Below are 14,133 nucleotides of genomic sequence, written 5' to 3'. Positions count from 1 at the left end.
GAGGCGCAGTTCTGCTGCGCTTCGCTCCAGCATTTTCCAAGAGGTTACCAGATGACCAAACGTATGCAGTGGATTTATGCGTGGCTGTTGCTGACACCAGCAATGGTGATGTTGTTCGCGTTCACCCACTTCCCGGCCATCACCACCATCATCAGTAGTTTCTTCTCCACGCCTCGTGGGCGCAGACCTGCCAAGTTCGTTGGGCTGCGGAACTACGAAGAGCTAATGGCGGACCCAACCTTCTGGAAAGTGCTGGTCAATAACCTTTGGTATGCGATGGCAACCATTCCAGCTTCCATCGGCATCTCTCTGCTGATGGCAATCTGGGTGAATGACAAGCTGAAAGGGCGCAGCCTTGTGCGCATGTCGTTCTTTGCGCCTACTGTGTTGCCTTTGATCGCGGTCGCAAATATCTGGCTGTTCTTTTATACGCCGGGCTTTGGTTTGATCGACCAGATACGCATGGGTGTTTTTGGCCTCCCCGAGAACTCATGGCTTGGCCAGCAGGAAACTGTACTGATCTGCATGATGGTTGTGACTATCTGGAAAGAAGCCGGGTTCTTCATGATCTTCTACTTGGCTGCCTTACAAGCTATCCCTCCCTCTTACAAAGAAGCCGCCGATATTGAAGGGGCGAGCCGCTGGACCTTCTTCTGGAAAATCACCTGGCCGCTGCTCATGCCAACAACTTTGTTCGTATCTATCAACGCTGTTATCAATTCTTTCCGCCTGGTGGATCACATCTTCACCATGACAGGTGGAGGGCCAGATAACGCTTCATCTTTGCTGCTCTTTTATATTTACGAGGTTGCCTTCAAGTACTGGCAAACCTCTTACGCTGCCACGCTGACTGTCGTGATGCTGGCTATTCTCTCTATCATCGCGATCGGCCAATTCTTCTTCATGGATCGTCGGGTGCATTACAGATGAGCGACTTATCTCTTTCCAACACTGTTGAAACAGCCCGTCCACGTCAGTTCGATTTTGATCGTGCTCTCAACACCTTCGGGGCATGGACACTCGCTATTCTCTGGGCATTGCCGTTGCTTTACGCGATCTGGACGGCGTTTCATCCTGCAGCTTACGAGGCAAACTTTGAACTGCTTGCCCCGCTTACACTGGAGAACTTCACTAAAGCATGGTCAGCAGCTCCGTTTGCTCAATACTTCCTGAACACGACCATGCTGGTGACGATCATTCTGATTGCACAGTTCGTCTTGGGCACACTGGCGGCTTATGCCTTTGCACGCTTTGAGTTCCCCGGCTCGAGCATCCTGTTCACTCTGGTACTTTTACAGCTGCTTGTGATGCCGGATATTCTGATTGTCGAGAACTACAAGATGATCCGAAATCTTGGCTTGATAGACACAATCGTAGCGATTGGCCTCCCCTATATGGCGTCTGGATTTGGGATCTTCTTGCTACGCCAGACATTTAAGACCATTCCACGTGAGCTGGACGAGGCTGCGCGGGTAGAAGGTGCTGGTCCGCTACTCGTGCTCTGGAAGGTTTACGTGCCGCTGGCAATTCCGACCTACCTCGCTTACGGGCTTGTTTCGGTCAGCCACCACTGGAACAATTTCCTCTGGCCTTTGATCATCACCAACTCGGTAGAGACGCGCCCTGTTACGGTTGGGCTCTCTATCTTTGCTGCGGTTGATGGTGGTGTGGAATGGAGCGTTATCAACGCAGCAACACTTATGACATCAGGTCCATTGCTGATCGCTTTCCTACTGTTTCAGAGACAATTTGTGCAGAGCTTCATGCGCGCAGGGATTAAGTAGGGAAATCGTAATTCTTACCCCTCAAATTTAAATGAAATAGGTGATCATCGAAGAGGTTCACGACAGTCTTTTGAGGGGAATGAATGAAACTTACCGCGATAACAGCCAGTATCTTTGCAGTATTACTCGGAATTTCGGGGTGTGCCGTGGTTTCAGTCGGGGGGGCTGCGGTCTCTGTTGCTACCACTGCAGTAACAACAACTGCAAAGGTTGGAACAAGTGTCGTAGGAGGAGCGGTGGATCTTGCTATTCCCGACGATAACGAAGACGATGGGTAATAGACCTGTTACTTCAGGTAGATAGCGTAGTATTTCAGATTAATCTACGCTAACGGTTTCAGTACTCGCCAAAACCACTTCTATTGCGCGATGTAACTCGGACATTTGATCTTCATCGAGAACTTCAACGAGCTCACTGCGCGTTTCGACATCCAGTTGCTCAAGTGTAAACTTGTCAGCAGGAAGCTCTACGAGAGGTTCAGCACTGGCAGAAATCGGCAGAATTGGGCTATCTAGGCGCTCTGCTTTGACGCGAGCATCTTCCAAAATGACATGCACGAGGCCGCGGCGGTCGTCGGGGAGATTAACCTCGGCAACGATCGCATTGACAGTGTCGCGGTCTCCCAGCAGCAATACTGGCGGCTTGGAAGTCGCAGAATTGGTCATCGAGAGGGCAGTCAGCAACGCGCCCATAAACACTACTAGAAGATACGGCATATACTAGATTCTTACGGTCTAAGTGTCAGTTCAAGCTCAGATTATACAGGACAGAAGTATGAAGTAATAACCGCTCGAACTGGTTCATTTCTTTATATTCTTCCAGGGTGTTACGCGCCAGTGCAGGATCATCCGTGATAATTCCATCTACGCCCATGGAGATGTAGCGCAACATGGTAGACGGATTGTTAACCGTCCAGACGAAAACCTGCTTACCGGTCTCTTGTGTTCTTCTTATGAAGTTCAAAGAGGCGGAGGCGGAGGAGACTGCTACGAAGTTTCCTTTGAGTTCGGAGAAATTACCGATAGATGTGGCGGTAAGAAGGCCGATGTTCCAATTTGGCTCTAACTTTCGCATTCTTGTGAGGGCTGATCGCTCTAACGACATGATTGCTATGTCGTTTTCCATTTCAGCCTGCGTGATGATGCGGGCGACCTCGTTTTCGAGGTGCTCATTCCGGCTGCGGGGATAATATTTAAGCTCGATGAGGAGAACTGCTTTTCCCTTCACAATCTCAAGCGCCTCACGAAGCGTTGGGACGCGCTCACCCTGGAACTCCATCCCAAACCAACCGCCCACATCGAGAGACTGGATTTCCTCCAGTGTCAGGTCCCAAACGTTGGCTGGCTTGCTGATCAGCCGCATGAAGTCGCTGTCGTGGGCGATGACCACGGAGCCGTCTGCAGCTTCCTGAACATCAACCTCAATCCAGTCGGCTTTGTCCTCAATCGCGCGCTCCAGCGCTGCGATGGTGTTTTCCGGCGCGTGTGAGGAGGCACCACGGTGGGCGATGATCAGGACATCTTTCTGAGGCAAATCGGCTGAGACCCAGTATGTCCCTGTCAGCACCACGATGGTGCCTACCACCCCTATCAGGGCAGCGAGCCTCAGAGGCGTCAGAGGATTGGTCCATTTGCTTTCCAGCTTTGGTGTATGTGGCACCTCGGAAAAGGTGTGTCCTTTGCCATCGGCCATGAACAAAGCTGCCTTGAAAAGCAACGCCATAGTGCCAGACATCACGCCGCTGATCAGCGTATTGCCCACCAACAGAAGCACAACGAGGCTGCCGAGGATCGCCGCCAATGTCTCTGGGGAACTCTCGCCAAAAGAAATGGCGTAGGAGCCGATCAACTCCAGCGAGATCAGGAAGAAAGCATGGATAAGGATATCCAGAAGCAACCAAAGCGAGACTGCACCTGCAAAGACAGGACGGAGGCCACGAGAGAGGAACCGGGCTCGCGAAAAGGCGGAGCCAACAGGATGATCTCTCAGCACCACAAGCGGCAAAGACAGGCCCCAGACGAGGATTGCATAGAGGGGCATAACGATTACCAGCGCCACCCCAATTCCAATGAAGAAGGCAGCCATCCAGAACTCAACGGGTTGAAACTGGAGGTAGTAACTGAAGTCATGCTCTTGCAAAAAGATCAGTATACTCAGTGCGATAATGACAAGACCCGGGATCATTGCCATCACTAACCGCTGTGTCAACCGCCATGTAAACATACTAAGGCGGGGAAACATGCTGAGCGTTGAGAACAGGGCATTCCGTGCGGCAGGGAAGGCATTCTCTTGCCTGTCCAGCACCGCGAGCAGAGCAACCTGCTCAAGCAGTGCCATAGCGATGAAGACGACGACAAAGAAGAAGGCGCCCAGTAACCCGATTGGCGACAGGAAGAAGGACGCGATCTCATAATCGGCCAGCACCGCATTGCCGGAAAGGCCAATAACGAAGTTGCCAATACCGGCGACAATAGGTGTGATTGCAACTGCACCGAGAAAAACAAAGGCGTAGTGAACCAGCAGCAAACGAAACGCGTTTGCTTTCCAGCCACGAATTATCAGTTGAGCAAGCGTGTTTAATCGAGCTGCCATACCCTGTTCTTATCTTTGTTGGCGCAGACAGACTGGCGGATTGATGCCAATTTCTTGCAATGTACCTGAAGAAGGTTCCGTAAGAGCGCATAGGTGCTGTGAAGTCAAGATATGCCAAACAAACGGTAACAGCTGAGCAGGGGATTCGTGCATTTTCCCGATATTATCCCATTTATTTATGCGAATGATTTGCAACTGCAAAAGTACGGAAAAGCTTTTAATGACAATAAGTTGCAACTGAAACTCATATTTAGAAAAACTCTAAACTACTGAAAGTGTTCGTTTTTAAACTTGACAACAATAGTCAGGAATATGAAATAGCCGCAGTTTTCTCATGCTTTAGGGCGTGACAACATTTGCAAACTGAATTCGTGCAGCCTGGATTTTCCACTCGCAGCGCGAGGCGAATTCACTGCACATTTAAGGGGATTACAATGAGCTTTATCCGTGGCGCTTTGCTCGGCACTGTAGCACTCGGCAGCCTTTCTACTGTTGCTGTCGCTGCAACTCCTTCTGACGTTCTTGCAACCTACGGCGATATTGCCCAGGCAGCGTTCGAAGACTCTCTGACAACTGCGAAGACCCTTCAGGGTGCAGTGGACACGCTTGTCGCAGAGCCAACTGAAGACAACCTGAAGGCCGCACGCCGCGCATGGATTGCAGCTCGTAACCCATACCAGCAGACAGAAGTTTACCGCTTTGGTAACGCGATCGTTGATGACTGGGAAGGCAAGGTCAACGCTTGGCCGCTTGACGAAGGTCTGATCGACTACGTTGATGGTGCTTACGGCAATGAGTCCGAAGAGAACCCATTTTACGCAGCGAACATCATTGCAAACACTAAATTGACCGTTGCTGGCGAAGAAATCGACGCAACCGAAATTACACCTGCGCTGCTTGCTGAACAGCTTCAGGAAGCTGGTGAAGTGGAAGCAAACGTTGCGACCGGTTACCACGCAATTGAATTCCTGCTGTGGGGACAAGATTTGAACGGAACGGGGAAAGGTGCTGGCAACCGTCCTGCTTCTGACTTCGACGCTGCAAATTGCACCGGTGGCAATTGTGAGCGCCGTGCAGAGTACCTTCAGGCTGCAACAAAGCTACTTATCACCGATCTGGAAGAGATGGTCGCAGCATGGAAAGCCGACGGCGCAGCACGTAAAGAGCTGGCTGACAAAGGCGAAGCTGCAGGCATTGCAACCATCCTGACCGGCATGGGTTCCCTGTCTTACGGTGAGCTGGCTGGTGAGCGCATGAAGCTCGGCCTGATGCTGAACGATCCTGAAGAAGAGCATGACTGCTTCTCTGACAACACCCACATGTCCCACTACAACGACGTGGTTGGCATCAACAACGTATTCCAGGGTAAATACACCCGCGTTGATGGTTCTGTTGTTGAAGGCGCTTCTCTTAAAGACCTGCTCGCAAAGGCAGATTCCGCTGTTTCAACTGAGTTGGAAGGCAAGCTGAACGCTTCCCTCGGCACTTTCACAGCCATGAAAACCCGCGCTGAAACCACTGAATCCTACGACCAGATGATTGGCGAAGGAAACACAGAGGGTAATGCAGTGGTACAGGCTGCTATCGATAGCCTGGTTGACCAGACATCTTCCATTCAGCGTGCTGTTCAGGTGTTGAAGCTGGAAAATATTGCATTCGAAGGCTCCGACAGCCTCGATAACCCTTCTGCAGTATTCGAATAAGATATCCAGTCCCGCATGAGACGCCTCATGCGGGACTTATCCCCCTCGCCTTTTGTTTGCGTTGTTATGTGCGTTCATTTGCGTGTTTTAGCGTTTTTGCGAAGGCCTATGTAAATACAGGCACCCGTTATGCCAGGAATGGTTCCAGCCACACTTCGCCGTCGTGCAGGAGTGATAGCCACTACCGCCGCCTTTACCAGCTTCCTCATTCCCGCCGCTTCTGCTGTTGATGTGAACCAGCGAACCGACCTCAGTGACGGGGATAAAGCGAAAGTCAGCCGGGTTTTGAAGGCGCCGACTGATTTTTCCAAAGCTGAAAATTTTGAGTTGATGCAAGCGGGGAAAACAACGACCCGGAAGCCTCTCAACCGCGCTGTCTTTACCTACCCAAGTGCCAACCTCCCTTTCGAGCAGCATCAGGACTTCCGTCTGGGTGAGAGCCTGTTCCAAAAGTTCTGGGTGTCGACCCCGAGTTCTACGCGCGCCTCCGACGGTCTTGGTCCGTTGTTTAATGCCCGCGCCTGCGAAAGCTGTCACCCGAAAGCTGGGCGTGGTCGCCCGCCGGTTGATGACGAACGCCCAGTCTCCATCTTCATGCGCCTCTCAGTTGCCCCTTCCACACCGGAAGAGCGGGCTCTGATTGAGAGCGGTGAAGTTCCTCTTCTTCCCGAGCCGACCTATGGCGGCCAGTTGCAGAACTTTGGCGTGCCGGGTGTACCTGGCGAAGGCGAGATGAAGATCACTTATGAAGAGATCAAGATTGATCTTTCTGAAGGTGAGACCGCCTCTTTACGCAAACCTTCCTACACGATTGAAAATCTAGCTTACGGACCGATGTCTGAGCATGCGCTGATTTCTGCTCGTGTTGCGCCGCCAATGATTGGCCTTGGCCTGCTGGAAGCAATTGCAGCAACTGACATCACCTCGCAGGCAGACCCGGATGACGCTGACAGTGATGGCATCTCTGGCCGTGTGAGCTGGATAAACCCTGCTGACCCTGACACTAAGCAGGTTGGCCGCTTTGGCTGGAAAGCTCTGAACGCGACCGTGCAATCTCAATCTGCCGGCGCATTTGCAGGCGATATCGGCATTTCGACACCATATGACCTGCGCAATTATGGCGACTGCACCGAAGCCCAGACTGCGTGCTTTGAACAGGCGCATGGTGAGCAGGAGCATCTTGGTGTTTCAGAGGCTCCAGATCCGGTTCTGGACCTTGTGGTGTTCTATTCTCAAAACCTTGCCGTGCCGGCGCGCCGCAATGCGAATGATGCCCAAGTGCTTGCTGGGAAAAAGGTATTTTACGAGACAGGTTGCGCAAGCTGCCATACGCCTAAATATGTCACCAGCCGCACAGCTGAAAATCCTGAGCATCAGTTCCAGCTGATCTGGCCTTATACAGACCTGCTGTTGCACGATATGGGCGAAGGCTTGTCTGATGGTCGCCCGACAGGTTCTGCCAGCGGAAATGAATGGAAAACGCCTCCGCTTTGGGGTATTGGATTGACTGAAACTGTCAATAATCACAGGTTCTTCCTGCACGATGGGCGTGCACGCGGTTTGCTGGAAGCAGTGCTTTGGCACGGTGGAGAAGCGGAAGCTGCCAAAGCCCGTGTAGTTGAAATGCCTGCTAAGGATCGCGCTAATCTGATCCGGTTCCTGGAGTCTCTTTGATGCCGTTTAAGCGTGCTGTCACTTTCAGTCTGGCCGTTGCTTCGACTATGGCTTTCTCCGCGCCCTCCTTTGCGGCAGATACCACTGACTATGCTCAGTTCCCGCGCTCCAGCGTAGAGCAGTATATTCGCCCGGCGACCAAACAGCTTGTCAGCGCGCTGACCGATCTTGAGAAGCGAACTGGTGATTTGTGCACCAGTTCCACGACTGAAAGCACCACTGCCTTTAACGAGGCTTTCAGCAAATCCGTTGCCGCAATCGCTGGCGTTGACTTTTTACGTTATGGGCCGATGGCGCAGGACAACCTTGCTCAGCGCCTTGCCTTTTTGCCGGACAGTCGTGGTGTGGTGCGTCGCCAGATCACCAAGGTGGTTGCCAAGCAGGATCCCACTGTTCGCGATCCAGCTTCCCTTTCTGTCAAAAGCGTTGCCTTGCAGGGGCTGACTGCTCTTGAGCGCATCTCTTACGCCAGTGATGGCACTTTGACGCTTGGTTCCGGCAAAGACGCTGTTTACCTCTGCGATTATGCCGAGAGCATCAGCATCAATCTGGTTGGTGCCGGATTGGAGCTTGAAGCCGAATGGGCTGATCCTGATGGCTTTTCCAAGGTGCTTCTGGAGCCAACCAAAGATGTCGGTGTGGTGCACACCCACAAAGAAGCTGCGGAGATGGTGTTCAATGCCATCACTACGGGTCTGATTGTCGACAAAGACCAATATCTGCTTGTTGTGCTTGGTAAGACCGAGAAGAAGGCCAACCCTAAGAAGGCTCCATTTGCCCGCAGCGGCAATGCTGTTACCTACCTTTCAGCCAGCCTTGCAGGTTTGCAGGGTGCTTTGAATGCGGGGGGCTATGCAAAGGTGCTGGAAGACGAACAGGACTGGGTGGAAAGCTCGCTGAACTTTGAGTTCTCAAATGCACAGCGTGTGCTCACTAACTTGCCAAAACCACTTCAGGACACTGGCAAAGAGCCAGAGGTTCGTGAGCAGCTGCGTTATCTCATCACCATTATCGATGGCATCAAAGTTGTGATGGCTGAAGACCTTGCTGGCTATGTTGGCCTTGCAGGAGGCTTTAATGCGCTTGATGGCGACTAAGCCGCTTGCTCTCAGCAGACGGCAGTTTCTGACGGGTCTTGCAGCCTCTGGTGTTGCCTTAAGTGCCAGCAGTTCTCTGGCTTTTGCCAATGGCCTGCCTTTTGCTGAGGCGGAAGACCTGCAGCTGTTTGCCAGTGCTTTGCGCACACCAACGGGCAGTTATGCTCTTGCGGTGTTTAGCGAAGATGGCGAAGTGCTGTATCAGGCACCGTTGCCGGATCGCGGGCATGCAATTTCCTTTGATCGCAACTCAATGCGCCTGCTTTCGTTTGCACGGCGGCCCGAGACCTTTGCGGTGCTTGCAGACCTGACAGGTGCACGAGAGTCGCTTGTTTTCACATCTCCAGAAGATCGCCACTTCTATGGCCATGGTGTTTTCTCACCTGATGGCCGCCTCGCCTATGCGCCGGAAAATGACTTTGCAAATGTGCGCGGTGTTATCGGCGTTTATGATGTTTCCGGTGACCAGCCAAAACGGATTGGCGAGTTCGAGAGCTATGGCGTTGGTCCGCATGATTTGCTGATGTCTCCCGATGGCTCGCAGCTTGTTGTCGCCAATGGTGGGATTGAAACCCATCCTGACATGGGACGCGAGAAGCTGAATCTGGACACAATGAAGCCCAATGTGGCTTTCATTGACACAGCAACGGGTGATCTGATTGCCAAACAGGCACTTGGCTCTGATTTGCATCAGCTTTCCCTGCGCCACATGAGCTTTGACGGCAATGGCGATGTGTGGGTTGGCGGGCAGTTTCAGGGCGCGAAGGATGCAACGCCTCCCCTGATGGTACATCTGGGGCTTGATAAGGCCGCCACTGCGCTGGAGATGCCTCTGGAGCTCACAAAGGGCCTGCAGAACTATGTTGGCAGCGTGGAGATGAACCGATCCGGCGACGTGATTGCAGCCTCCTGTCCGCGTGGCGGCAAAATCCTGTACTGGGATGTGGCGCAGCGGTCCTTCATCGGGTTCCACCAGGTTGCAGATGGCTGCGGTGTGGCTCCGCTGGACGAGGAAAGCTTTGCGATTACTGACGGAAACGGCGCAATCAGCTTTGGCGGAACCGAGGATGGTGTGGCTCAAATTATCAGCCAGAGCGCTGGCGTCAGCTGGGATAACCACCTGACGCCACTGGGTATCTTGCGGGAGGGCTAGGCTCTTCCTGTGCCTTTCCACATTTTCGAGGGTTGTTGTAATTGGCGCATTGCAGCGCGGCCTAGGATCGGGTAAAGACTACAACACCTCAAGGGCACCTACGCCCGACACAGGCACCCGTAGCTCAGTTGGATAGAGCGCTGCCCTCCGAAGGCAGAGGCCATAGGTTCGAATCCTATCGGGTGCACCATTTATTTCCTCCTTCGATTTCATGCAACTGAGTTCTAAGTAAGCCGTTGTCGGACGGCCTCTATTCTCCTGACCACCCAAGTCTTTTTCAGTTCATTCGAGAGGTGTGGTCCAGGGCCTATGCGGGCTGCTGGATTTTTTGTTTTGTGAACTCGGAGAGGCGATTCAGGAAGGTTCCCAGGTCTTGTTGGAGAGTGATGAAATTTGGGTATTTTTCGAGTGTCACTTCACTCATGTAGAGGCCGCGGCTGACTTCGATCTGGATTGAGTGCCAGTTCTGGGCGGGACGGCCTGTGTGGATGACCAGTTCCGCGCCTTTGTAGGGATCATTGATCTTCACCTCATAGCCAAGGCTCGTGAGGATCTCCCAAGCGGTGTAGATGTAGTCGCGGTCGCATGTGGTGCCATCCCGATCGCTCAGGGTGATATCTGGCCGCTTCTCGCCAGCTCCAGTTTCGTGCATGACGGTGGAGACCGCCTGCATGCTGTGGCAATCCAGGTGATAGGCCACACCGAAACGCGCGTAGGCTTGTTCCATCAAGCCCGTGAGTGCGTCGTAGTAGGGTGTGTAATAAGCATCTATGCGGTTTTCGATCTCCGCAGCGCTCAGTTCACGATCATAAAGCGGACCGCTGGTGGGTGGGGCTTCTGTCCAGATGAGGCCTTTGCCGAGGTCACTGCGGAAATCGGGCTTCGCTGCTCGTATCCAGCCTTTGATAGTGGCCGGGTCAATGTTGTCTGCGCGGCGGTTTGGGTCGATGTAGATGCGAGGAAAGAGCGCCTCGAGGTAGACACCGCCAGTTTCAGCTGCCTTTTCAAAGAGTTCGTGGACGTATCTGTCCTCTGCACATTTGTAGCGGCTGGCGGGTACACAAGGGTGGAAGTCCGCCGGGTAGATCTCTCCTGAATGAGGAGAGTCCACCACCAACGGGTTGGTCAGCTCTGCGGGTCGATGGATGTTCAGCACGTTTTCGATGGATTGGGGCAATGTGTTTCTCTCAAATGTTTTTGGTTTAACTAGGCATCATTGAGGTGACAGGCAGAGACATGACCGGGAGCAATTTCCCTCAGGGTTGGCTGCTGCTCTGCGCACCGTTTGGTGGCAAATGGACAGCGCGGATGAAAATGACATCCGCTTGGCGGGGCCAGTGGTGATGGGATCTCACCTTTGATCGGCTCATACACCTGCTTGCGGGCATCAATACGCGGGACTTCACGCAGCAGGGCTTGTGTGTAGGGGTGGTTTGGTCTGGCAAATAGCTCATCAGTTTTCGCAACCTCAACCACGCGGCCCAGATACATGATCACCACACGGTCCGAGAGGTGCTCCACCACGCCAAGGTCATGACTGATGAACAGATAGGTGAGGCCGAGTTGTGCCCGCAAGTCCATGAAAAGGTTGATGACTTGCGCCTGAATGGACACATCAAGCGCTGCAATGGACTCATCGCAGACAAGGAATTCCGGGTTAACTGCCAAAGCGCGGGCGATGCCGATACGTTGGCGCTGTCCGCCGGAGAATTGGTGCGGATAACGGGTTTTGAAATCCGGATCCAAGCCGACGCGGAGAAGCATCTGGTCCACGTAGTCTGAGAGGTCTGCCTTTGAAACTAGGCCATGGACATGGGGCGCTTCGCCGATGATATCACTCACCCGTTTGCGTGGATTGAGGGAGGACATAGGGTCCTGAAAGATCATCTGCACCTTCAGTTGGGCATTTTTGGCATCCGCACCGGAGAGCTGTTTGACGTTGTCTCCATGGAACTGAACGGTGCCGTTGCTGGCCTCATGGATGCCTGCCACGACGCGGCCCAGCGTAGATTTTCCGCAGCCGCTTTCGCCAACAAGACCAACCACTTCGCCCGGTGCAATGCTGAGCGAGACATCATCGACCGCGTGAACCACCTGCTCCTTAAGACTGGAACCGAAGAAACGAAGTGTTTTCTCAGCAAGGTCCAGCTTTTTGGTGAAGCGCTTGGAGACGCCTTGCAGCTCGATGACCGGAGTTTCCAGAAGCGTCATGCCATTTCCTCCTGCTTTACAGGATGGAAGCAACGGACTTGCCTTTCCTCTCCTAACTGCGTGATCTCTGGCGTGGCGACCAGACAATCACTCTGTTTTGCCGAGCAACGACTGGAAAAGGCGCAACCAGCGGGCAGGTTGAGCAAAGAGGGTGTCATGCCGGGGATCTGGTAGAGTTTAGCGCCGCGTTTGTTTCGGCTTGGGACAGATTCAATGAGGCCCTTGGTGTAGGGGTGCAGCGGTGCGTCCAGCACCTCATCAATGCTGCCTTGCTCTACAATCCGCCCAGCGTACATAACGGCGATCCTATCTGCCAAACCGCTGATGACGGCCAGATCATGCGTGACCCAGATGAGGGACATGCCGGTCTCGGAACACAGCTTGCGGACCTCGTAGAGGATCTGTGCCTGAATGGTGACGTCGAGCGCTGTTGTTGGTTCATCAGCGATGATGAGGTCCGGCTCATGCAGCAATGCGATGGCGATGGCCACGCGTTGGCGCATTCCGCCGGAAAACTGGTGTGGGTAGGATGTTAGGCGTTCATCCGGTGAAGCGATGCCGACGCGCACCAGCGCTTCGCGGCAGCGTTCTCTGGCTGCTTGTTTGGAGATTTTCTCGTGGGCCTGAATGGCTTCAATCATTTGCGTGTCGATGCGCAGGACGGGATTGAGGGTCATCATGGGGTCCTGAAAGATCATTGCGATCTTCTTGCCCCGCAGCTCGCGCCACTGTTTTTCGTTTTTTCTGGCAAGATCATCCCCATTGAGGAGGATTGAGCCGCCGACTACCCTGCCCGGCTCATCCACCAGACCGATGAGCGAGAAACCCGTCACGGTTTTGCCAGAGCCACTTTCGCCAACGAGACCAAGTATTTCGCCGGGTTTGACGGAGAAGCTGACATCATCAACGGCTTTGACAACACCTGCCTTGGTGAAGAAGTGGGTTTTGAGGTTTTTGACTGTGAGTGTGTTTGGCGTGTTCATTTTTGTCCTCACTTCCTCAGGCGCGGGTTGAGGACATCACGCAGCTGATCGCCCACCAGATTGATGGCAACCACGGTGACAAGCAGGGCTATGCCGGGGAAGATTGAGATCCAGTATTTGCCGCTGATCACGTACTCAAAGCCATTGGCAATGAGCAGGCCGAGAGATGGTTCTGTCTGTGGCAGACCAACACCGAGGAACGACAGGGTTGCTTCCAGCGCAATGGCATGGGCGGTCTGAACCGTTCCAACCACAATGAGTGGCGGCAGGCAATTTGGCATGATGTGCAGGAAGAGCACGCGGGCATGACTGAGGCCAAGGCAAGTGACGGCTTCCACGTACTCCTTCCCACGTTCAACAAGGGCTGTTCCCCTCACAGTTCGGGCGTAATAGGCCCATTGCGCGACAACGAGAGCGAGGATGATTTTGTCGACGCCTTTGCCCATCAATGCCAGCAACATCAAAGCGACCAGAGAGGCTGGGAAGGAAAGCTGCAGGTCTACGATACGCATGATGAAGGTTTCTGTACGGCCTCCCACATAAGCTGCGATCAGACCGACGGACATGCCGATGATGAGTGCGATGATGCCGCTGGTGACACCAACAGAGAGCGAAATGCGCAAGCCGTAGAGGATTGCAGAGAAGAGGTCACGCCCTGCCCCATCTGTGCCGAGCCAGAAGGTGTACCCGTCAAAGCTTTGCTCTCCCGGCTCCATGCGTGCATCCAGCACGCTGACTTGGGCTAGGTCATAAGGGTTTTGCGGGGTGATCCATGGGGCGAACAGTGCTGCCATAATGATCGTAAACAGCAGGAGCGCAGCGACGACGGCAACTTTGCTCTCAACAAACTCCGAGAGGAAGCGGCTCATGGGAGTATCGCCAGAAAAGAGCTGCTTTCGTGGTGGTTTGAGGCTTGTTTCTATGGTCATGAGATGC

The 14,133-nt window shown here is 53.4% G+C and carries 13 protein-coding genes and 1 tRNA gene; 8 read left to right on the top strand and 6 right to left on the bottom strand.

Annotated elements, in window-relative coordinates; genetic code table 11:
* Positions 1–51 precede the first annotated feature (51 nt).
* The 3 genes from BM231_RS02260 to BM231_RS27445 all read left to right on the top strand — a co-directional run bounded on the left by BM231_RS02260 (position 52) and on the right by BM231_RS27445 (position 2,062).
* A complete protein-coding gene (locus tag BM231_RS02260) occupies positions 52–930 on the top strand; it encodes a carbohydrate ABC transporter permease (protein ID WP_093516416.1) in 879 nt (292 codons plus the stop codon).
* Positions 927–1,784 (top strand): carbohydrate ABC transporter permease, encoded by an 858-nt coding sequence (locus tag BM231_RS02255; RefSeq protein WP_093516414.1) that lies wholly within the window; start codon positions 927–929, stop codon positions 1,782–1,784. Before BM231_RS02260 ends, BM231_RS02255 begins: the two co-directional genes overlap by 4 nt.
* 146 nt (positions 1,785–1,930) lie before the next feature.
* Entirely contained in the window at positions 1,931–2,062 is a 132-nt protein-coding gene (locus BM231_RS27445) for a hypothetical protein (protein WP_280142317.1), read from the top strand.
* A 39-nt stretch (positions 2,063–2,101) separates the two neighbouring features.
* Here BM231_RS27445 and BM231_RS02245 read toward each other — a convergent pair whose 3' ends face one another.
* Together BM231_RS02245 and BM231_RS02240 are read right to left on the bottom strand one after the other, a co-directional pair.
* Positions 2,102–2,500 (bottom strand): hypothetical protein, encoded by a 399-nt coding sequence (locus tag BM231_RS02245; protein ID WP_093516412.1) that lies wholly within the window; start codon positions 2,498–2,500, stop codon positions 2,102–2,104.
* Between the two features lie 25 nt (positions 2,501–2,525).
* A complete protein-coding gene (locus BM231_RS02240; RefSeq protein ID WP_093516410.1) occupies positions 2,526–4,376 on the bottom strand; it encodes a glycerophosphodiester phosphodiesterase in 1,851 nt (616 codons plus the stop codon).
* Between the two features lie 434 nt (positions 4,377–4,810).
* Between BM231_RS02240 and BM231_RS02235 the strand changes: the two genes are divergently transcribed.
* The 5 genes from BM231_RS02235 to BM231_RS02215 all read left to right on the top strand — a co-directional run bounded on the left by BM231_RS02235 (position 4,811) and on the right by BM231_RS02215 (position 10,193).
* Positions 4,811–6,079 carry an imelysin family protein gene (locus tag BM231_RS02235; RefSeq protein ID WP_093516408.1) on the top strand — a complete coding sequence of 423 codons (1,269 nt, stop codon included), beginning with the start codon at positions 4,811–4,813 and terminating at the stop codon, positions 6,077–6,079.
* 129 nt (positions 6,080–6,208) lie between these two features.
* Positions 6,209–7,753, top strand: a complete 1,545-nt coding sequence (locus tag BM231_RS02230; protein ID WP_093516406.1) for a di-heme oxidoreductase family protein — start codon at positions 6,209–6,211, stop codon at positions 7,751–7,753.
* A complete protein-coding gene (locus BM231_RS02225; protein ID WP_093516404.1) occupies positions 7,753–8,850 on the top strand; it encodes an imelysin family protein in 1,098 nt (365 codons plus the stop codon). Before BM231_RS02230 ends, BM231_RS02225 begins: the two co-directional genes overlap by 1 nt.
* On the top strand, positions 8,831–10,003 hold the full coding sequence (locus BM231_RS02220) for a DUF1513 domain-containing protein (RefSeq protein ID WP_208860001.1): 1,173 nt from the start codon (positions 8,831–8,833) through the stop codon (positions 10,001–10,003). Before BM231_RS02225 ends, BM231_RS02220 begins: the two co-directional genes overlap by 20 nt.
* Positions 10,004–10,116: 113 nt before the next feature.
* Positions 10,117–10,193, top strand: a tRNA-Arg gene (locus tag BM231_RS02215).
* Between the two features lie 117 nt (positions 10,194–10,310).
* Here BM231_RS02215 and BM231_RS02210 read toward each other — a convergent pair.
* Genes BM231_RS02210 through BM231_RS02195 form a run of 4 tightly spaced genes read right to left on the bottom strand, consistent with a single transcriptional unit; the run spans position 10,311 to position 14,126 of the window.
* Complete coding sequence (locus tag BM231_RS02210; RefSeq protein WP_208860000.1) at positions 10,311–11,180, bottom strand: N-formylglutamate amidohydrolase; 870 nt, start codon at positions 11,178–11,180, stop codon at positions 10,311–10,313.
* Positions 11,181–11,209: 29 nt separating this feature from the next.
* Positions 11,210–12,214 carry an ABC transporter ATP-binding protein gene (locus tag BM231_RS02205; protein WP_093516402.1) on the bottom strand — a complete coding sequence of 335 codons (1,005 nt, stop codon included), beginning with the start codon at positions 12,212–12,214 and terminating at the stop codon, positions 11,210–11,212.
* Entirely contained in the window at positions 12,211–13,197 is a 987-nt protein-coding gene (locus tag BM231_RS02200) for an ABC transporter ATP-binding protein (RefSeq protein WP_093516400.1), read from the bottom strand. Before BM231_RS02200 ends, BM231_RS02205 begins: the two co-directional genes overlap by 4 nt.
* An 8-nt stretch (positions 13,198–13,205) precedes the next feature.
* Positions 13,206–14,126 (bottom strand): ABC transporter permease, encoded by a 921-nt coding sequence (locus BM231_RS02195; RefSeq protein ID WP_063300345.1) that lies wholly within the window; start codon positions 14,124–14,126, stop codon positions 13,206–13,208.
* Between the last annotated feature and the right edge of the window lie 7 nt (positions 14,127–14,133).

It is taken from the genome of Pseudovibrio ascidiaceicola (assembly GCF_900114245.1).
Classification (GTDB): domain Bacteria; phylum Pseudomonadota; class Alphaproteobacteria; order Rhizobiales; family Stappiaceae; genus Pseudovibrio; species Pseudovibrio ascidiaceicola.
The sequence above is the reverse complement of the archived record's forward strand: the minus strand, read 5'-3'. Positions and strand labels throughout refer to the sequence as shown.